This is a genomic window from Streptomyces sp. NPDC101151 (assembly GCF_044768335.1).
GTDB lineage: Bacteria > Actinomycetota > Actinomycetes > Streptomycetales > Streptomycetaceae > Streptomyces.
In genome coordinates this window covers 37,778-57,547 of record NZ_JBIWPP010000036.1, presented here as the reverse complement: position 1 = coordinate 57,547, position 19,770 = coordinate 37,778, and the positions used below count along the sequence as shown (strand labels likewise).

General features: G+C 71.2%; 16 protein-coding genes. 5 read left to right on the top strand and 11 right to left on the bottom strand.

Going from position 1 to position 19,770, the window contains the following annotated elements; translation table 11 throughout:
* The first annotated feature begins 5 nt into the window (after nucleotides 1–5).
* Nucleotides 6–3,872: a response regulator gene (locus ACIRU3_RS38825; protein WP_404067038.1), complete on the top strand. Its 3,867-nt coding sequence runs from the start codon at nucleotides 6–8 to the stop codon at nucleotides 3,870–3,872.
* Between the two features lie 332 nt (nucleotides 3,873–4,204).
* Nucleotides 4,205–4,777 carry a PleD family two-component system response regulator gene (locus ACIRU3_RS38820; protein WP_404067034.1) on the top strand — a complete coding sequence of 191 codons (573 nt, stop codon included), beginning with the start codon at nucleotides 4,205–4,207 and terminating at the stop codon, nucleotides 4,775–4,777.
* Between the two features lie 127 nt (nucleotides 4,778–4,904).
* On the opposite strand, the gene ACIRU3_RS38815 is transcribed toward ACIRU3_RS38820, so the two are convergent.
* From ACIRU3_RS38815 to ACIRU3_RS38790, 6 genes are all read right to left on the bottom strand, one after another.
* Nucleotides 4,905–5,588, bottom strand: coding sequence for an alpha/beta fold hydrolase (locus ACIRU3_RS38815; RefSeq protein WP_404067031.1), 684 nt, complete (start codon nucleotides 5,586–5,588; stop codon nucleotides 4,905–4,907).
* 187 nt (nucleotides 5,589–5,775) lie between these two features.
* A complete protein-coding gene (locus tag ACIRU3_RS38810; RefSeq protein WP_404067028.1) occupies nucleotides 5,776–6,618 on the bottom strand; it encodes a GNAT family N-acetyltransferase in 843 nt (280 codons plus the stop codon).
* Nucleotides 6,619–7,064: 446 nt separating this feature from the next.
* Complete coding sequence (locus tag ACIRU3_RS38805) at nucleotides 7,065–7,904, bottom strand: carbohydrate ABC transporter permease (protein WP_404067025.1); 840 nt, start codon at nucleotides 7,902–7,904, stop codon at nucleotides 7,065–7,067.
* Nucleotides 7,901–9,262 (bottom strand): carbohydrate ABC transporter permease, encoded by a 1,362-nt coding sequence (locus tag ACIRU3_RS38800; RefSeq protein WP_404067022.1) that lies wholly within the window; start codon nucleotides 9,260–9,262, stop codon nucleotides 7,901–7,903. Before ACIRU3_RS38800 ends, ACIRU3_RS38805 begins: the two co-directional genes overlap by 4 nt.
* Before the next feature lie 5 nt (nucleotides 9,263–9,267).
* Complete coding sequence (locus ACIRU3_RS38795) at nucleotides 9,268–10,590, bottom strand: ABC transporter substrate-binding protein (RefSeq protein WP_404067019.1); 1,323 nt, start codon at nucleotides 10,588–10,590, stop codon at nucleotides 9,268–9,270.
* Nucleotides 10,591–10,641: 51 nt separating this feature from the next.
* Entirely contained in the window at nucleotides 10,642–12,324 is a 1,683-nt protein-coding gene (locus ACIRU3_RS38790) for a glycoside hydrolase family 13 protein (protein ID WP_404067083.1), read from the bottom strand.
* A gap of 646 nt (nucleotides 12,325–12,970) precedes the next feature.
* On the opposite strand from ACIRU3_RS38790, the gene ACIRU3_RS38785 reads away from it, so the two are divergent.
* The 3 genes from ACIRU3_RS38785 to ACIRU3_RS38775 all read left to right on the top strand — a co-directional run bounded on the left by ACIRU3_RS38785 (nucleotide 12,971) and on the right by ACIRU3_RS38775 (nucleotide 14,847).
* Entirely contained in the window at nucleotides 12,971–13,594 is a 624-nt protein-coding gene (locus ACIRU3_RS38785; protein ID WP_404067016.1) for a bifunctional DNA primase/polymerase, read from the top strand.
* Nucleotides 13,591–14,010: an ATP-binding protein gene (locus ACIRU3_RS38780; protein WP_404067013.1), complete on the top strand. Its 420-nt coding sequence runs from the start codon at nucleotides 13,591–13,593 to the stop codon at nucleotides 14,008–14,010. The genes ACIRU3_RS38785 and ACIRU3_RS38780 overlap by 4 nt, the downstream gene beginning before the upstream one ends.
* A gap of 171 nt (nucleotides 14,011–14,181) precedes the next feature.
* On the top strand, nucleotides 14,182–14,847 hold the full coding sequence (locus ACIRU3_RS38775; RefSeq protein WP_404067010.1) for a hemerythrin domain-containing protein: 666 nt from the start codon (nucleotides 14,182–14,184) through the stop codon (nucleotides 14,845–14,847).
* A 43-nt stretch (nucleotides 14,848–14,890) separates the two neighbouring features.
* On the opposite strand, the gene ACIRU3_RS38770 is transcribed toward ACIRU3_RS38775, so the two are convergent.
* The 5 genes from ACIRU3_RS38770 to ACIRU3_RS38750 form a co-directional block, all read right to left on the bottom strand.
* Nucleotides 14,891–15,799: a MarR family transcriptional regulator gene (locus ACIRU3_RS38770; protein ID WP_404067007.1), complete on the bottom strand. Its 909-nt coding sequence runs from the start codon at nucleotides 15,797–15,799 to the stop codon at nucleotides 14,891–14,893.
* 477 nt (nucleotides 15,800–16,276) lie between these two features.
* Nucleotides 16,277–16,615, bottom strand: coding sequence for a hypothetical protein (locus ACIRU3_RS38765; protein WP_404067004.1), 339 nt, complete (start codon nucleotides 16,613–16,615; stop codon nucleotides 16,277–16,279).
* Between the two features lie 512 nt (nucleotides 16,616–17,127).
* Nucleotides 17,128–17,928, bottom strand: coding sequence for a transglycosylase SLT domain-containing protein (locus tag ACIRU3_RS38760; protein ID WP_404067001.1), 801 nt, complete (start codon nucleotides 17,926–17,928; stop codon nucleotides 17,128–17,130).
* Nucleotides 17,929–18,505: 577 nt separating this feature from the next.
* Entirely contained in the window at nucleotides 18,506–19,567 is a 1,062-nt protein-coding gene (locus ACIRU3_RS38755) for an ROK family protein (protein ID WP_404066998.1), read from the bottom strand.
* On the bottom strand, nucleotides 19,560–19,770 hold a 211-nt coding region (locus ACIRU3_RS38750), incomplete at its 5' end, for a hypothetical protein (RefSeq protein WP_404066996.1). The genes ACIRU3_RS38750 and ACIRU3_RS38755, both read right to left, overlap by 8 nt.

Below are 19,770 nucleotides of genomic sequence, written 5' to 3'. Positions count from 1 at the left end.
CTCCAGTGGCACACCAGCCACCGCCGTCCGGCGGACACGGGCGCGCCCGGCGGATCTGGCACAGGCTCGGTGCCCTCGCCCTGGCCTTCCTCGTCCCGCTGACCGTGGCGGCCCTCTATCTGGTCAACCAGGAAAACAGCAGCGTCGACGCCGCCAGGGGCGAGCTGCGGGGCACCGCCTTCCTGCGCCCGCTGAGCGCGCTGACCCTGGACCTGCTCGAATACCGTTCGCTGTCCACCCGGGCCGCCCACGGCCGGCCGCAGACATCGCAGATCGCCGCGGCCCGGACGGCGGTCGACAGGGACTTCGCGCGTCTGACCGGGTCCGGCGGTCTTCTGCAGCAGCAGCTGAGTGCGGCCCTGCAGATAGAGGGCAAGGAGCAGCTCGCGCCGGCCAAGCTGGCCGGCGAATGGGCCGGCGTCAAGGCGGCCGGCCCGGTGGATGCCCTGAGCGCGGACGGCACCGCCCAGCTGATCGGCAATGTGCTGGCGCTCTATGCGTACCTGGGCGATGTGTCCAGGCTCCGTCTCGATCCCCGGCTGGACACCTTTTACACCGGTGCGGCGATGCTGACGCTGGAACCGCAGCTGGTGAACCGGATCAGCCTGCTCGGCGACGAGGTCTTCGTTGCCGAGCAGAGCGCGGGCACCTCCGCGCGGGCCGCCGGTCCGCGCCAGGCGGGTGACCTGCTCACCGTGCAGCTCGGCCGGCTCGACGACGCCCTCGACCATGCGTTCGGCGCGGCCGCCGCCACCGGCAAGGACACCGCGCTCAGGTCCGCGCCGGCGCCGCTGCTGGCCGATGCCTCGGTCGATGCGCTGGTCGGCGCGACGCGGGCGCAGGGGGCACCGGGCAGGGCGGCCGATGCGGTCCCCGCCGGCGCGCAGGAGCTGGCCGGCAACGCAGTGCGGGCCCATGCGCGGCTGTGGGAGGCGATGGTCGACCGGGAAGAGCACATGCTGCGCACGCGGATCGAGGTGGTTCACACGCACAACACGGTACTGCTGGTGATCATCGGTGTCGGGCTGGCGCTGATCGGCGCCCTCACCGCGCTGCTCTCCCGCCGCTTCGTCCGGCGTCTTTCCGGGGTGGCCGGGGCCGCCAGGAAGCGGGCCGCCGGCCGCCTGCACCGGCGGGCCGGCGTGCAGGGCCAGGAGGAGATCACCACGCTGGCCACGTTCAACACCATGGTCGGCCGGCTGCAGGAGAGCTACAGCGCCGTGGAGGACGAGGTACGGGTGCGCACGGCGGAACTGCGGGAGCGCACCCGTTCCCTGCACCTGCTGCAGGGCGTTGCCACCACCGCGAACACGGCGGCCACCTGGGAGGAAGCCCTGGCCAAGGGGCTGCCGCTGATCTGCGACTACATGGACTGGCCCGCCGCCCACGCCTACACGGCCACGGCCGTCGACGAGGCCGCCGCGCAGGCGGATGCCGGCCCGCTCACGGCTTCGCCCCTGTGGTGCACGCGGGCGCAGTCGGCGCCCCTGCCTTGCGGGGCCCGGGAGCTGGCCGAGCGCACCGTCTCCCCCGTCGCCGTGCGTGCCCACGCCACCGGTGTGCCGCACGGCCCGCAGCCGCTGGAGCCGGCGGCCCAGTGGGCCGAGGTCCTGCCGCACCCCGGCCCGGTGGTCGGATCGGTGGCGTTCCCCGTCCTCGTGGACCAGGCGAGCTGCGGCGTGGTGGAGTTCTTCACCGCCGGCCTGGAGCAGCTGAGCGAGCCGGACCTGGCCCTGATCGCCGATCTGATCGGCCAGCTCGGCCGGGTACGGGAGCGTGAGATCGCCGCCCGGGCGCTCACGGCGGCGGCGCAGGCGGCCGACAGCGCCAACCGGGCCAAGGGCGCGTTCCTGGCGAGCATGAGCCACGAGATCCGCACCCCGATGAACGCGGTCATGGGCATGGCGGAGCTGCTGCTGGACACGCCCTTGGACGAGGAACAGCGGGACTTCGCCGAGAACATCCACACCAGCGCCGACAGCCTGCTGACGATCATCAACGACATCCTGGACTTCTCCAAGTCCGAGGCGGGCAAGTTCGAGCTCGAGCACATGCCGGTCGACCTGCGCCGGTGCATCGAGTCGGCGTTCGACCTGGTCTCCCCCAAGGCCCACAAGAAGACGGACGTGGACCTGGCCTACGTCATCGACCCGAACCTGCCCGCAGAGATCATCGGGGACGGGCCGCGGCTGCGGCAGATCATCGTCAACCTGCTCGGCAACGCGGTGAAATTCACCGACGCCGGCGAGATCGTGCTGACCGTCACCCGTGCCGAGCCCCGCGGGCCCGCCGAGGCCGCGCGCGGGCCCGACAGCCGCACGGCCCCGTCACCGGGAGCGCCCACCGGCGGCGCGGAAGGCGCCCTTGACGTGCACTTCTGCGTCCGCGACACCGGAGTGGGCATCCCCGGTGACCGGATCCAGCAGCTCTTCGAGCCGTTCGAACAACTCGACTCCTCCACCACGCGCCGCTACGGGGGCACGGGTCTGGGTCTGGCCATCAGCAGGCATCTGGTGGAACTGATGGGCGGCACCATCTGGGCCGACTCCGCCACCGGACACGGTTCGGCGTTCCACTTCACCATCGCCGCCCGGGCAGCCGCCTCACCGCCGCCGCGACCGCAGCCCGCCGAGGCGCTCAGCGCGCTGCGCGGCAAGCGCCTGCTGGCGGTGGACGACAATCCGACCAACCGCATGATCCTCGCCCACCAGGCCGACGCCTGGGGCATGCAGGTCGGTGCCTGCGGATCGCCCGAACAAGCCCTGGCGCGGATCCGCGACGGCGACCCCTTCGATGTGGCGGTCCTGGACATGCAGATGCCCGGCATGGACGGCGTCGCCCTCGCCCGGCAGATCAGCCGCCACCGCCCGGGCCTGCCGATGATCCTCCTGACGTCCCTGTGCAAGCCCGGCACCCGCCCCGAGGACCTGGCACTCTTCTGCGCCCACCACACCAAGCCCATCAAGGCCGCGCAGCTCCATGCAAGCCTGTGCCGGGCACTGGTGCCCCAGCAGGCGGCACAGGTGCCGCGCACGGTGGTCAAGCCGGGACCGGCCCGGCGGCCGGCGCAGCTGCGGATCCTGCTGGCCGAGGACAACGGTCTCAACCGGCAGCTCGCCCTGCGCATGCTGGCCAAGATCGGCTACTCGGCGGATGCGGTCGGGGACGGGGCCCAGGCGCTCGAAGCCCTGCACCGCACGCCCTACGACGTCGTCCTGATGGACATCCACATGCCCGTCATGAACGGTCTGGACGCCTGCCGGGCGATCCACCGTCGGTGGCCGCAGAGCCGGCGGCCGCGCATCATCGCCCTGACCGCCAGTGCCATGCGGGAGGATCGCGCCGCGTGCATCGCCGCCGGCATGGACGACTACCTCACCAAGCCCCTCGCCCTGGCCACCCTGGCCGACGCCCTCGCCCGTCTCGATCCGAGCCACGGCTGCACCGAACCCGCACCCGCCTCACCGCCCAGGACAGCCCTGGCCGCCCCCGCACAGGTCATCAACCCCGCCGCCGTGCAGGCACTGGCCGACTCCCTGGGCGCCGAGGCCGCGCTCGCCCTGATGAACGCCTTCCTGGACGACTCGCCCCGTCTGATCGACGACCTGCGCCACGGCATGCAGAAGGCCGACGCACCGGCCGTGCACCGGGCCGCCCACACGCTGAAGTCCAACGGCACAACGTTCGGTCTGCAACAGCTCACCTCCCTGTGTCAGCAGCTGGAGACCCTGGCCGGCGCCGGCGACCTGGCCTTGGCCGCCCGCCTCGCCCACGCCGTGGAAGCCTCCTACCTGATCGCGCGCAAAGCCGTGCAGGACAGGAAGCTGATGCTCGCGCAGGGCGTCATTGCGGGGCGCCCGGCGACGGGGTGAGGCTCTCGTCGGCCGCGCTGTGAGCGAACGCGCCGGCCGCGCCGGGTCGTGACCGCCGCCGGCGGTGCGTGAGGGGTGTCCCCCCGACGGAGCCGGATCGTTCCCCCGCCAGACCCGCCGGATGGACGACAGCACGCCCGGGGGCGGCGCGGAACGCTGAAGGCCGGCGTGCAACCACGTCAACGGCCCGGAACATGCCACCCACAGGTGGCGCAGCTGAACGGGCCCGGGACCGACACAGGCCCCGGTGACGCGGTTGCCCGGTACAAGCAGGCATGCCGACTGCCGGGCCCCTTCCGGGACCGGGCCGTCCAGCCGTCAGGAGCCGTCACATGACCAGGAGAAGAGCCCAGGTCCTTGTGGTCGACGACGACCGCATCAGCCGGCTGATGCTCACCTACCGGCTCGAACTGGCCGGCCTGGAGACAGCAATGTGCGACAACGGCCGGCAAGCCCTCAAGCTGTTGCGGCAGGCCCCCTTCGATCTGGTCCTGCTGGACATCCTCATGCCGGACATGGACGGCTACTCCACGCTCGAGGTCATCAAGAAGGACTCCCGGCTTCGCGACACCCCGATCGTCATGATCTCTTCGCTGGGCGAGATGGACAGCGTCGTTCGCTGTCTGGAGCTGGGAGCAGAGGACTACATGCCCAAGCCCCTGGACGCCCTCCTGCTCAGCACACGGGTGAACGCGATCCTCCTCAAGGCCGAACTGCGTGAACTGCGCAAGGAGTTCCAGCAGGTGACGAACCAGCTGGCGGATGCCGCGGCACAGGCCGTCCACGGACGCCTGCCCGTGGAGGAGATCGCCGAACTGCTCAACCGGGAGGACGTCGGACGGCTCGCCCAGGAGATCCTCCGCCTGGCCACGGCCACCGGAATACCGCCCACTCGCCTTTCGTGAGCACAGCCCGGGCACGGCCGGGCGGGTGCGCGGTGTGCCGGGGGGAAGGACAGCCGGGCCGATGGCGGGGGCGTGAATGGGTCGGCCCGGCTGCCGGCTGGTGACCCGAAAGGGGTGGTTCAGCGCGTCACACCCATGTGAGCGCTGCGCATTCGATCGCTTCGACGACGGCAGCGGGCCGTGCGATCGCAACGGCGTGACTGGCCTCGGCGGTGATGACGGTGGCGCCGATGCGGTCGGCGATCGCCTGCTGGGCCTGCGGGGTGACGGTACGGTCCTGGGTGCACAGCACGTACCACGACGGCCGCTCGTGCCAGCCCGCCCCGCCGGCCGGCTCCGCCAGGCACGCGCCGGCCGCCGGTACCTGGCAGGCAGCCATCACCTGCGCCTCGCGCGCAGGCACATCACCGGCGAACAGGGCGGGAAAGCGGTCTCGGTCCATGGTCAGGTAGCCCTCGGCATCGGCCACGAGGGCCCCGAGCCCCTCCGAGGGCGCGAACCGTCCCAGCACCGTCTCGGCAGCCTCGCCCCGGCCCGTCGCCACGGCGGCGACGAACACCAGGGCGGACACCGCGTGCGCCCCGTGCGACGCCGCCGAGATCACCGCACCGCCGTAGGAGTGCCCCACCAGGACGACGGGGCCGTCCTGCTGCGCAAGCACCCGCCGCACCGCCGCGACATCATCCGACAACGACGTCAGCGGCAGCTGTGCCGCCGTGACGTGATGGCCGCGGTCCATCAACTCCCGCATCACCAGGCGCCAGCTGGATCCGTCCACCCACAACCCATGCACCAGCACAACATTCGCCATTCCACGGCCCCTCGCTCAAATCACCCACGGACCCGGTCATCATCGGCCCGCCCCGCCCGTCCCGCCCCGAACGCATCCACGGGCGAGAAAATCCCGCATCAACGGGCAGACCATCAGGCACATCAGGCACATCAGGCAGCGAGAACCGGCCCAGCCCGTCGGCAGACACCCGAAAGAGAAGGTGATCTCAGGGTCCGCGCCGGTATGCGACCAGGGTGTCCACCAGACAGAAGTGGTGGGCGAGGAGCATGTGGTACAGGGCGCTGTCGTCGCGGTCGGCGTAGGCGGCCACCCGCTGGGCGCCGTTGGCGTCGGCCAGGTCCAGGCACTGGCCCAGCAGGCGGCTGCCCATGCCTCGGCGGCGGTGGCGGGAGGATACGTGCAACTGCCACAGCAGCGCGGTGCCTTCTCGCGGAGCCAGCAGTACCGCGGAGGCCACCACGGCCTTGCCCTGGCGTTTGGCCAGCAGCCAGCCGCGGTTGCGCCCCAGGGCAGTGACCTTTGTCGGTGGTTCACCGCCCCTCGCGGCCACAGGCTGCTCGAGGTACGTCAGGTCGTCCAGGAGAAGGAAACGCTGGGAGGAGCAGGGTATGAAGCGTGCGCCCATGAGGGCGTCGGCAAGCCGGTAGCGGTGGCCTATCGGGAGCCCCGGCACGGCTGCCAGGGCCGAGGGGCCGGGCTCGCTGAAGGCATACAGGCGGCGCGGGCCCAGCGTGGTGCAGGCTTGCGAGAGCAGGGCCGCGGTGATGTGCGGGGCGTCCTGCCGGGCGTAGAGCCAGTGGATGAGCCCGCTGCCGTCGCCCGCCCGTAGCGAGGTGCCCATGGCTCCGAGCACGCGGCCGAGCGGGTCCATGCCGACGTGCACCGTCACCCGGCCTTGGGCCGTCAGGTGCTGGTACGCAGCGGGGCGGAGAACGGCTTCGCCCGGCAGCCGCATCTCGTTGATCAACTCCAGGACTCCTGGCAGATCTGCGGCCTCCTGGGGGCGAAGGTGGACGGGGACAGGCAGATCGGTCTTGTGCTGGGCCACAGGCGGCCTTTCGCCGTCACGCGCTAGGGGCGCAGGTCGTCATCTACGTAGGCTGATGGCCGCGAGCGGCGCATGGACTGCGGGGCCGGGGCCGGCAACGGGCATGTCCGGCTTGCGGACTCATCGGCGCAACCTGGCCCGGAGCGGGCCCGCGGTGCTGCGCACGCGCAGCGGCCCGCCGGTTGCAGGCAGCGGCCCGGACCTCCGGCGGGGCCCCACCGCGCCGCGCCCGCCTGCTGGCGGGGTTGTCTCACCATGCCTTGCATGCGGGCGGGCCGGCCCTGGGGAAGACCCCTAATCTTCACCCTGAACCATCCGGCGCGAGCCTGCGAGCACGCACTGTCGGCCGCGACGAGCAACCAGCGGGCCCCACACCGTTCGGGCCACGCGGCTGAGTGTGGGTTATGGCAACAGACCTCGGTCCCGCTCTGTTCTTGGGAAGCGGTCTATTTCACCGAGCCCGCCATGACGCCTTGCACGAAGTGCCGCTGGAAGGCGAAGAACACCACGAGGGGCACGATCAGGGAGAGGAAGGCGCCCGGGGCCAGGACGTCGATGTTGCTGCCGAACTGGCGGATCTGTGACTGCAGTTCCACGGTCAGGGGCTGGGCGGAGCTGTCGGCGAACAGCAGGGCCACGAGCATGTCGTTCCACACCCACAGGAACTGGAAGACGGCCAGGCTGGCCAGCGCGGGCCGTGCGAGGGGCAGGACGAGCCGGTGGAAGATGCGCCATTCGCTGCCGCCGTCCATCCGCGCCGCCTCCAGCATCTCCTTCGGTATCTCGGCGAAGTAGTTGCGCAGCAAGAACACCGCGAACGGCAGTCCGTAGGCGACGTGGAAGAGGACGACCCCGGGCACGGTGCCGAACAGCCCGAGCTGTCCGAAGAGTTTGGCCACCGGCAGCAGGCCGACCTGGACGGGGACGACCAGCAGGGCGACGACGAGGAGGAAGAGCCGGTCGCGGCCGGGAAAGTCCAGCCAGGCGAAGGCGTAGCCGGCCAGGGCGGCGATGGCTACGACGGCGAACGTGGCCGGCAGGGTGATCAGGACCGTGTTCCACAAGGCGCGGGTGATGCCGGCGTTGCCCAGCAGGGCCGTGTAGTTGGCGGCGGTGAGATGGCCGGGGTGGGCCAGTGCGGTCCACCAGCCCGCGGTGGCGGTGTCGCGGGGGGAGCGCAGGGAGGAGACGAGCAGCCCGGCCACGGGGGTGAGCCAGACCAGGCCGATCAGGACGAGGAAGGCCTGCACGAGGCTGCTGCGCTGGCTGCGGCGGGCCGATTTCAACGCTGTGTCCTGGTGAACCGGCGGACGTTGAAGACCATGGCGGGCACGACGAGCAGCAGCAGCAGCACGCCCAGGGCGCTGCCCAGTCCCTGGTCGTTGCCGCCGCCGAAGGACACCAGCCACATCTGGGTGGCCAGCACGGTGGCGTCCTGCTGGACCGGACCGGGGGCGATGACGTAGACGAGGTCGAAGATCTTCATCACGTTGATGACCAGGGTCACCAGGACCACGGTCAGCACGGGGGCCAGCAGGGGAACGGTGATGCGGCGAAAGACCTGCCATTCGCTGGCTCCGTCGATGCGGGCCGCCTCCAACGTCTCCCTGGGCAGGGTGGACAGCCCCGCGCCGATGAGGACCATGGCGAAGCCGGTCCAGATCCACAGGTAGGCGCCGATGACGGCGGGGGTGATCAGGGTGGGGCCGAGCCAGTTCACGCCGTCGTAGGGGGGCGTGAAGTCGGCGGCGGGCAGGCTCAGGACGTAGGGGCCGGCGCGAAGGCGGGGGAAGCGGAAGGAGCCGTCGGCGGCGGTGGTGGCGGTGGCTGCCGTTGTCCCTTCGTCGAGGAGCTGGACCGTGGTGCCGGGCAGGCCGCTTTCGCCGCCGTCGACCCGGCCGGGCTTTCCGTGGCCGCCGGGGCTGAAGTCGAGGTACACCACGCCGCGTACCTCGTCCGGTTCTGCCCGGGCCAGGGCGGCCGGGCGGGCGGGACGGGCATCGTGCGGCACATCCTTGGGCGGGATGCCGATCACGGGCAGGGCGACGGTGTCGCCGGGGAAGACCTGGACGCGGGTGCGGTAGGAGCCGTCGTGGTGGCGGGTGAGGTCCTGGCCGGTGCGGGCGTAGGCGGCGGGGTAGGGCGAGGCCGGCTCGACCAGGTCGTGGACGGAGACGACGGCGGCGTTGAGGACGCCTTTGTGCGGGTCGTCGTCGTAGGCGAGGCGGAAGATGATGCCGGCGGCGAGGAAGGAGACCGCCATGGGCATGAACATCAGCAGTTTGAAGGCGGTGGCCCAGCGGATCTTCTCCACCAGGACGGCGAGGACGAGCCCGAGTCCGGTCAGCAGGAGGGGAGCGACGCCCACCCAGATCAGCGTGTTGCGCAGGGCCTTGAGGGTGACCGGGTCGCGGAACATCTCGGTGTAGTTGCCGGCGCCGACGAAGCGGGTGCCGGAGGCGTCGAAGAAGCTGCGGCCGAGGGAGAACAGCACCGGGTAGACGACCAGGGCGCCCAGCAGCAGCAGTGCGGGCAGGACGAACACGGCGGCAAGGATCCGTGCCCGTCGCCGGGCGGAGCGGGTGCGGGCCGCGGTGTGCGGCGCCCCGGCCCGACGGTGGCCGGGTGCGGGCGGGGTGGCCATGGCGGTCAGTTCCCGTAGGCCTTTGCCGCTGCTGCCTCGAGCCTGGCAGCGGTCTTCTTGGGGTGGGACGGGTCGCGCAGGAAGTCCTGCAGGATCTTCCATTCGCCCGCTCCCTTGGTGCCGCCGAAGGCCGCCGGCGCCTGGTCGGACATGTCGAAGCGGACGGAGTCCGCACTGCTGATCAGGGACTGGGCGACGGCGCGTGTGACGGTGTCGCTGTAGGCGCCGAGGTCGAGGCTTTTGTTCGGGGACAGGAAGCCGCCCGCCCTGGCCCACACGGCGGCGGCCTCGGGGGTGGCGAGGTATTCGACGAACTTCATGCCGGCCTCGGTGTTCTTGCCGTCCTTGAGGACCACGGCGGCGTCGCCGCCGCTGATCACGGGCGCCTCGCCACCGTTGACTGCGGGGAAGGGGAAGAAGTCGGCGTCCTTGCCGATGGTCCTGGCGTACTGGTCGTGGGCGACGCCGGCGACGAAGTCGCCCTCGTAGACCATGCCGGCCTTCGGCTTGGGCCCGAACACCTTCTCCACCGAGCCGGGGAAGTCGGTGTTGAGGGCTTCCTTCGCGCCGCCCGCGATCAGCTGTCTGTCCTTGAAGAGCTTGCCGAGCACGGTCAGTGCCTTGACCACGCTGGCGTCGGTCCACTTCAGTTCGTGTGCGGCGAGCGCGTCGTACTTGGCGGGTCCGGCCTGGGAGAGGTAGACGTTCTCGAACCAGTCGGTGAGCGTCCAGCCGTCCTGACCTGCGACCGAGAAGGCGGCGAGCCCGGAGTCGGCGAGGGTGTGGCCGGCCTTGAGCATCTGGTCGTAGGTCTTCGGCGGCTTCACGCCGGCCTGGGCGAGGGCGTCGGGGCTGTACCAGACGGTGGACTTGTTGGCGGCCTTGAAGTAGAGGCCGTACAGGGTGCCGTCGACGGTGCCGTAGGTGGTCCAGGCGGTGGCGTAGTTGGTGTCCATGGCGTGCTTCACCGTGGGCGACAGGGCTCTCAGCCAGCCCTTCCTGGCGAACTGCTGCAGCACGCCCAGCTGAGGGACCATCACGACGTCGGGAGCGTCACCGCCTTCGATCTTGCTGCCGATGACGGTGGAGACGTTGTCCCCGGTGGGGGCGAAGCGGGCCGTGGCGCCTGTCTTGGCGGCGAAGGCGTCCAGCACCTTCTGGAAGTTCTTCTGCTCGCTGCCGGTCCATACGCCGGCCACGGTGACCGTCTGGCCGCTGAGCGGCTTCTTCGCGCCGGAGGGGTCCGGGGCGCCCCCGCAGGCGGTCGCGGCCAGCGCGAGGGCCAGCACCGAGCAGCCGGCGAGCAGGGGGGCGGGTCGTCGCATCATCGGGTGTCCCTTCACAGCAGCGGTCACAAGAGGGGGAAGAAATGGAGGTGGTCACCGGCCGGGTGTGTCGCTGATCCACCAGGCGGCGGTGGAACCCGGCAGTACCCCGGGCGGGCAGGGTCCGCTGGCCAGCAGGGGGGTGCCGGCAGCCGGAGCGGGTGTGGGGGCGGCGGCGAAGTTGACGGCGCAGACAAGGCTGCCGCCGCGGACGAAGCCGAGGACGCCCGGCGCCGTGTGCAGCCAGTTGAGCGAGCCCTCCCCCAACTGGGGCAGGGAGCGCCGTAGTTGCAGGCCCTCGCGGTACAGGTGCCAGAACGAGCGGGTGTCGCTCAGCGCGCGCTCGGTGGCGTACTGGGCGAAGTACTGCGGCTGCGGCAGCCATGGCCTGACGTCCTGGGCGCCGGAGGTGAACCCGAACGGCGAGGCCTGTCCGGACCACGGCAGCGGCACCCGGCACCCGTCCCGGACACGGGCACGGCTGCCGGTGCGGCGGAAGATCGGGTCGGTGAGCACGTCGTCGGGCAGATCGACGACCTCGGGCAGCCCCAGCTCCTCACCCTGGTAGATGTAGGCGGCGCCGGGCAGTGCCAGCATCAGCAGCGCGGCGGCACGGGCCCGGGCCGGCCCCAGCGGGCTGCCCTGCGGGGCCGGCTCGCCGTAGCGGGTGACGGTGCGGACCTGGTCGTGGTTGTTCAGCACCCAGGTGACCGTCGACCCCGTGCCGGCTATGTCCTGCATCGCCTCGCAGATCACCTTGCGGAAGGCATCGGTGTTCCACGGCGCGCACAGCAGCTGGAAGAAGAAGGCCTGATGCAGCTCGTCCGGGCGCACGTACCTGGCCTGCTCACGGGCGGTGGGCACGGACACCTCACCGACCAGCAGCCGCTCGCGGCCGTCCCGCGCCGTGTACTGCTCGCACACCGCCCGCCAGTGCCGCCACACCCCGTGCACCTCGGGCCGGTTCCAGGCCAGCGGGTTGACCGAGTCCCGGGTGCGGGCATCGGCCTCGGGGTCCGGGGAGTCGGGCAGCTCCGGGTGCTTGAACAGACCGGCCGCCACATCGATACGGAATCCGTCGACACCCCGGTCCAGCCAGAAACGCAGCACCTGGTCGAAATGCGCGGCGACGTCGGGACTGCGCCAGTTCCAGTCCGGCTGCTCCGGCGTGAACAGGTGCAGATACCACTGGCCGGGGCGGCCGTCCGCCTCGGTGATGCGGGTCCATGCCGAACCGCCGAACATCGCATGCCAGTTGTTCGGCGGCTGTGCGCCGCCCGGGCCCCGGCCGTCGGCGAAGTGGAAACGGGACCGGTCCGCGCTGCCGGGCTCAGCGGTCAGGGCCGCCCGGAAAAAGGGGTGCTCGATGGAACAGTGATTGGGCACGATGTCCAGCAGCACCTTGATGCCCAGCCGCCGCGCGGCCGCCACCAGCCGGTCGAATTCGGCGAGATCACCGAAGACCGGGTCCACGTCACGGTAGTCGGCCACGTCATAGCCGTGGTCGTGCTGCGGCGAGGGATAGAACGGGCTCAGCCAAATCCCGTCCACACCCAGCTTCTTCAGATAGGCGAGCCCCGTCCGCACCCCGGCCAGGTCTCCGATGCCGTCACCGGTGCTGTCCAGGAAACTGCGGACATACACCTGGTAGATCACTGCGTCGCGCCACCAGCGGCGGGAATCGATGTCCTTGGATCTCACCGAGGTGCCCTGTCTGTGCGTGCCGGCCCCATACATGCCGTGCGTGCCAGCCGAATACATGCCGTGCATGCCGGCCGCATACCTGCCGTGCAGGCCGGCCGAATACGTGCATGTTAGGTAGGTGTTTCACAAAAGCGTCAACGAGCCCGTGCAGGATCTGCACCTTCGTGCAGTTCGCTGCGCCGGTATGCCGGCGTGCCGCCGTGGTGCGGCGGGCAGCGCACGCAGCAGCAACAGCCGGCAAGTTTTCCCCCGGCCGAGGCGGCGGGTGGACACAGGCCGGATGGCTGCCTGTTGGGGATTGGCGGTGCGGGGGCGCGGCGGGAACGCTGCAAGGCGAGCAACGGCTCGGCGCACACGAGTTGGCCGGCCCGGCCGGCTGTCCTGTCGCGGGCGGGCCGGCGGACCGCGGGTGCGAGCAGAGGAAAGCGTCTTGACAGGCCATTTCTGCCGGTCTATAAAACCGGCCAACCCTGGCAAAGGGAACGTCGGACCGAAGGGCGCAGGCCGCGGCTCTGCTTGGCCGGGGTGGATCTGCCGCCGTGGCAGCGACCGGTGCCGGCAGACCCGACTGCTCGACGCGGGCTCCCCCGTCCATGCCGGGTCCTTCAACCTGCTGTCCCCAGGAGTCCGGCAGCGGCCTGCCGGTGCTGCGCCGGCTCCCGATGTCACGAGGTGAACCGTGATCGACAATGTCGAGTCTCTTTCCCTGTTGGGCCGGATATTCCCGTTGGCCTCCACACGAGGCGATGGATCATGCAGCTGCCGGCACCGCTTTTGTCCAAGACCTGGGGTTCACCCGCTGGACGACCGCTGGTGGGCGAGTGCCAGCGACTACCCGCCGACGATCAAGAGCCAGTGGCGCAGGGCACCCAACGCGGGGCCGGCCGTGATCATTTCGCAGGGTGTGGGCGTGCTCCAGGTCCCCCAGCCGCTGTACCGGGCCTTGCGCAAAGCCTTGTTCACCATCAAGGCCCCCGCCCCGCTCATGGCGACTCCCGCCCGAGCATGGCTGTTCGTCAAGGCCGTGACCCCCACGGTGCACCGGCCACCGCACTGCCGGCCGCTGCCTGCCGCGCAGCACATGGTGATGCTGCATCCCGGTTCCTGGGTGGCCCTGCCTCCCACCAGCATTCCCGGCGAGGGGCCTGTGTGGTGGGTGCACCCGCCCGAGTCGTCGAAACTGCTGCCCGCCGCCCTGGTGCATCTGCTGATCGCCGCACTGATGCACGCGGGAGAGCGTCCCGGCCCGCGCCCGCGCATCCCGGCCCAGCGAAGCCGGCGCAGTGAGTACTGGGGTGGATGATGTCCGCCGGCCTGCATTCCGCCCCGCTGCCCGCCGTGTCCCCCGCCTCGTGGGCCGCCGCGCTCACCTTGCATCTGCCGGCCGCCCGGACGGCACCGGCCATCGCACGCCACGCAGTGGGCGCCGTACTGGCTCAATGGGGCCATAGCGAGGACGTGGCCCTGGTGGTCTCCGAACTCGTCACCAACTCCGTGGAGTACGGTGCCCCGCCGATCGTGTTGCGTGTCCTTCGCCGTGAGGGCCGTGTGCACATCTCCGTCTTCGACAGCAGCCCGGTGCCTCCTTGCTGGAGGACCCCTCGACTCGACGAAGAGGGAGGGCGCGGACTGCTGGTGGTCGCCGCAGTGGCCACCACCTACGGCTACCGCCGCACAGGTGCCGGCAAGGCCACGTGGGCAACACTGTCCGTCCCCTAGCCGCACCGGCCTGGCACGGGTACGTACCACGGCCCGCGCAGGCAGGCAAGCGCCCTCCCCCGGCCCTGCCCCGGCACGTGCACGGCGGTGCCCAGTCCTTTGACCGATCCCCCACAGCCCTCGCCGGCAACGACATCTGCGCGGTTTCGGGCGAGCACACAGGAGCACCGCATGGCGAGGACCATCAACCCCTACCGCACGGTCCACAAGGCGCACCGGGCCCGGCTGTTCGCTCTGAGCACCGACGCCGGCCGCAGCGAGCCGACCCGGCAGGCCCTGCACCCGCTGGTGGACCGCGCCCAGCAGCTGATCACCGAACTACGTGAACACACCGGCCATGAGGACCGCTTCGTCCACCCCGTGCTCAGTGCCTGCGCCCCGGAGATCGTCGAGGAACTCGAGGCCCAGCACGAGCAGTTGGAGCCGGTGTTCGAGCAGCTGACGGCGGCCGGTGTCCACATCGTCTCGGCGCAGGCCGACGACCTGACCGAGGCGGCCCACGCCTTCTACCTCGCGCTCAGCCAGGTCATCAGCAGGTATCTCGCGCATCTGCACACCGAGGAGTCGCTCGCCTGGCCCGCACTGGCCCGCGCCGCCGGCGACCGCGACGTCGCCTCGCAGATCACGGGAGCGTTCCACGCCTGCATGAGCGCGGACTTCAGGCTGCACGAGGCGGCCGACCGGCTCCCCCACATCAGCCCGCACGAACGCATCGCCGTCACCGCCGACGCCCTCGCCGGCGCACCGCGCGCGCAGCATCCGCACACGCTGGCCTTCCTCACGGCTCGGCTCGATGCCGCAGCCGTCGAGCAGCTGCGCGCCGCCTTCCCCGCGTAAGCCCCTTTCCCGCGCGCTCTTGCGGACAGGCCCAAGGTCCTTGTCACCCCGGCCCGGGTGTGCCCGTCGTCCGGCTCTCCAGCACGTCCTTGAGGGCGGCCAGTGCGGTGTCGATGAGGGCGCTTCGGGCGTCGAAGACGTCGTCGGTGAAGGAGGGGGGCTTCATGAAGGTCATCATGAACTCGCTGCCCTCCCCGTTGGGGACCACGCGGGCGGGCACGCTCCAGCGGGCGTCCTGTTCGATGTAGTCATGGTCGAGGAGACCCAGTTCGCGGTGGGAGCGGATGCGGAGCCTGGCCGGCCCCCGCGGGGTGCTCACGCGCCACCAGCCGGACTCCCCCTCGGGTTCGATCGCCTTGACGTCGGCCACGGCCCACAGCGGCCAGTTGGCCGGGTCGGCGAGGAAGGAGAAGACCTCCTGCGGCGGCCTGGCCAGGGTGACGGCCTTGGTGACAGCTCGGACCGTCGCGGGCATGTGGTGGCCGGCCGGGGCGCCCCGCTGCGGTGGGGCAGGAGGTGACGGGGCTGTCTCACCCAGCAGTTCCCGGATCGATGCCTCGAGCTGGGTGCGCCGGGTTGCGTCCAGCTTTCCGAAGTAGCGGGCCTCGTTGAGGTCGGCGATCACGATGAGGTGCGGGACGAGCTCTTCACCGGCAGGGGTGAGCTTGAGGATCACACTGCGTTTGGAGTCGGGGTCCGGGGCGCGGCGCACCAGGCCCTTGTCGGCCAGGCGGTCCACCAGCCGCGATACGGCACCGGTGTCGATGCCGATGTGCCTGGCGGCGGCGCGGATGTTGCCGGCGCGGCCGTGGTAGACGGTGATGAGGACGTTCCACTGCGCCACGGTGACCCCATGGCCGGCGAGGGCGCGCTCGAAGCTGAGGTCGACCTCGTCCGAGAGCCGGCGCAGCCAGTAGCCGAGGTGATCGTGAAGACCGTTGCCTGGAGACACGCTTCAGCGTGAATGCCGCGGCAGTAGTTGTCAAGACATCGGGAAGCGGCCGCGGAGCCCGTATGCGCGAAGGCGGACAGCCGGCCCCACCCCCCGGGTCCGGGTCCGGGTCCGGGTCCGGGTCCGGGGGGTGGGAGGTCAGGCGCCCCCTCGGGCCGGTGGTTCGGTTGCCGAGGGGGCGCTTGGGCAGTGTCCCGGCGCGGGGGACACTGCCCGTCTCCCGCCCCAGGGCCGGCCGCTTGGCCGGTCCGGGGGCAGAAGCATCGGGTCTTGAGGCGGCGGGGAGGCCGGGGCGGTTTCACACTCCGGTGCGTGTCCGGTGCCGCCGGCAGCCAACACGCGGTGCACCGGCCGGGGTTACGGACAACCAGCCTGGATTGCCATGGCATCAATGTCAAGGCATGAATATCGGTGCGGGCGGGCGCGCCCGCTGCGCTTGCGGCCCGCTCCCCCGGCCCGCTCCCCCGGCCGAAGCCGCTACCGGCATCCATGCCGCGGCCCGCTTTCCCGGGTGATCTCCAAGGCCACCCGTGCCGCCCTGCCGTTCGCGGCCGGGCGGCCATCGCCGACAGAAATCCGGACGCGATCACAGTGCCGGGTCACCCGCAGCACGATGGACGGAACACCATGGTCGACGGCGTGGGCGACCAGTTCCGAAACGATCAGCACGGCGACTTCGAATTCAGCGCTTTCCGGAAACATGGCCCGTACCGCGCGGCGTGCGATGACCGGCGCCTTCGGCGCGCACGGCAGGCGCAGTCTCAGAGTCGACACAGGACAGGGACCAAGGCATGCGAAATTCCTGATCTCAGTCATCGGCATTCCCATTGCTCGCGGCGCCGACTGCGGCACCGGCTGTCGCGCGCTCACGCGCACGTACCGCTTGCGACCGGGCCGCCGCCTGCCTGACCGTCGCCCCCACTCGGGTGCGGGCCGGTGCGGGCCGGGAACGCCCGCGCCGTCGCGGGAGGGTCTGAAGGAAACGAGAGGGCACAGCAGGGCAGTTGGCCGCGGCTCACGCGGATTCCCGCTCCGGCCGGACAGCACCGGCCGGCCAGGGCCTTGTACGCATACACTCCGGTCGGGCAGACGAACCTGCCGTGACATGTTGTGATGCACTGAGCAGGCCCGAATAACCGAGGATCACCGGCATTGCTTCGGTGTCCTCCGCGCCGGCATCAATCCGTGCCGCGGTGACACACCCGTCCCCGCACCGGAATACATCGGCCCGGTACCGGCAATTACCGCATCGAGGATGATCGTTTTATAGACCGGCAAAGAGTCGGTGTCAAGACAACTCAGGTGACGGCCCGGGGGGGCGGCGTGCACTAGTAGGCGCCGACGACGTTGTCGATGGACCCGTAGCGGGCGGCCGCGTAGTTGCAGGCGGCGGTGATGTTGGCGACCGGGTCGTAGGGATCCCACGACGTCCCGGGCACGTGGTAGGCCCGGAAGGTCGGGTCGATGACCTGCATGAGCCCCTTGGAGGGCGTTCCGGCTGCGGCGTTGGAGTCCCAGGTGTTGATGGCGCGCGGGTTGCCGGAGGACTCGCGCACGACGGTGCGGTGGATGCCCTGGTACGAGCCGGGGATCTTGCGCTGGGCCATGATCTTGAGAGAGGTGCGGATCCAGCCGTCGAGGGTGTGGGGGTAGGGCTTGCCTGCCGGCGCGGGGGCGGTGCGGTGGGGGGACCGGTCGGCCCGGCCGTCCGCGGACGCGGTGCCAGGGGCCCGCCCGGCACGGCCGTTGAGGGTGAGCTTCGCGCCCGGGTGGATGAGTGAGGGGTTGTCGCCGATGAGGGTGCGGTTGTCCTCGTAGAGTCTTTTCCAGCCGCCGCGCAGCGCGTGTCTGTCGGCAATCGCCCACAGGGAGTCCCCGGCGACCACGACATAGGTCGTGCGCCGCTGCTGAACGGCCGGCAAGCGGGCGGCCTGGGTGATCGGGTGTGTGCCCGCCACGGTCTTGTGCGGTGCGGCGGCGGCCGGGACCGCGCCGATCGCCGGCAGGGTCAGTGCGGCGGCGCCGATGCCCAGGACCGTCAGCCCAGGGCCCGTTGAGACCTTTCCGGGGCGTCGGTGCCTGCCGGTTTGTGTGTGCGTGACGCGGCGGTGCTTTCCTCTTGCCTGCATAGCGCGGTCCTTTCCTGCGCCGGCGAGGGGGCCCGCCCAGCCGGGCTGCCCGGCAGCTGCGGGCGCTGCGCACGGGCCGGCCGGTGACCAGCCGTGGATCCCTCGGTCGTGCTCCACCCGGACGGGTGCTCCATGGACATGTCCGGGGAAGCGGCGCCGGCATCCCCTGGAAATGAGCGCGACCGTAAACGGGCAAACCCGAGCGGACAACCCTTGCCTGCGTCCCGGAGACCGGGAGGGAAAGATCCCGGAGAGCCGGATCTCCTCAACTTGCCTTATCGGCGCGGACGTCACAGACGCCGGCGCGAGGGACGCCATGCGCCGGGTGACGCACATCACCGGCTGCGAGGAACATTCCGATCGGCATATACGGGCACAGTCGGACAAAAACATCGGCTTCGGTGCGTCGGAGCGTAGCCGCGCAGAGGGTTTTGCCCCTTATGCCGGGAACTCCTGTGCGCGGCGGGCCCGGCGCCGGGCCTCTTTGCAGGCACCCTGGCGTGCGCTTCCGCAAGCAGGTCGGGGCCCCGCGTGCGGGGGTTGGGGGGCGGGTGCCGTCCGGGGTGTCTGCTGCGGCTCAGCAGGGCCGCATGGGGCTGTGGGGCCGCGGGGAGCCCGGGGCAAGGCCCGGTGTCCGCTTCTTTGGATCCTGGCAGGCGAAGGCTGCCGCTGCGGCGCCCACGAGTCCGGCGTCCTGTGCCAGGAGTGCCGGGCGGACCTTCAGGGAGGAGGCGAAGGCCAGGGTGGCGTAGTCGGCGAGGTGGGCGCGGACGGGGTCGAACAGGATGCGTCCGGCCTGGGCGACGCCGCCGCCGATGACGGCCAGGTCGAGTTCGAGGAGGTGGGCGGTGGCTGCGATGGCCGCGGCCAGTGCCCGGCCTGCGCGGTCGAAGACGGCAAGGGCTGTCCCCTCCCCCGCTGCGGCTGCTGCGGCGACGGCCTGTGTGGTCGGGGCCCTGCCCTGGGGTGGGCGCCGTCCCCGGGCCAGTGCGTGCCGCAGGATGGCCGGCCCGCTGGCGATCGTCTCGACGCAGCCGCGGGCCCCGCACACGCACACGTCGCCGTTCATGTCGACGCTGATGTGACCGATGTGCCCGGCGTTCCCGGTTGTTGGGGTGTGGATCTCGTTGCCGAGGATGAGGCCGCCGCCCACCCCGGTGGACACCACCATGCACAGGGCGTTGTCGGCGCCGCGGGCCGCGCCGAGCCATTGTTCTCCCTGCGCCATGGTCACGGCGTCGCCCGCCAGACGGGCGGGAAGTCCGGCGGTCATGCGGCTGACCTCGGCGGCGATGGGATAGGCCTGCCATCCTGGGATGTTGACGGGGGTGATGGTGCCGGTGCAGGTGTCGACGGGGCCGGTGCTGCCGATGCCGACCGCGCTCACGGCGGGCCACCACGCGGAGGTGCGCAGCTCGTCGATCAAGTCGCTGAGCGTGGCGGCCAGTCGGGCGGGTGATCCGTCTGCGGGGGTGGGGCGCAGTGCTCTGTGCAGGCGGCGGCCGGCGGTCTCGACGATCGCCGCGGCCATCTTCGTCCCGCCGATGTCCAGTGCGGCGACCACGGGTGCGGCGTGCGGGGCTGCCGTCGTCAGCCGTGCCTGGGCCGGCACGGTGTCCGGCCCGGCTGCGTTAGCCATGGCGTGCTGCGGCGCTCACGGGGCCGGCGGCCCGGGACACGGTTGCGCTGTGGCCGGTGGTCTCCAGCCACAGCTTCAGGCCGGCGATGTCACCGCATGCTGCGGAGGTCACGGGGCCGGCGGCCCGGGACACGGTTGCGCTGTGGCCGGTGGTCTCCAGCCACAGCTTCAGGCCGGCGATGTCACCGCATGCTGCGGAGGTC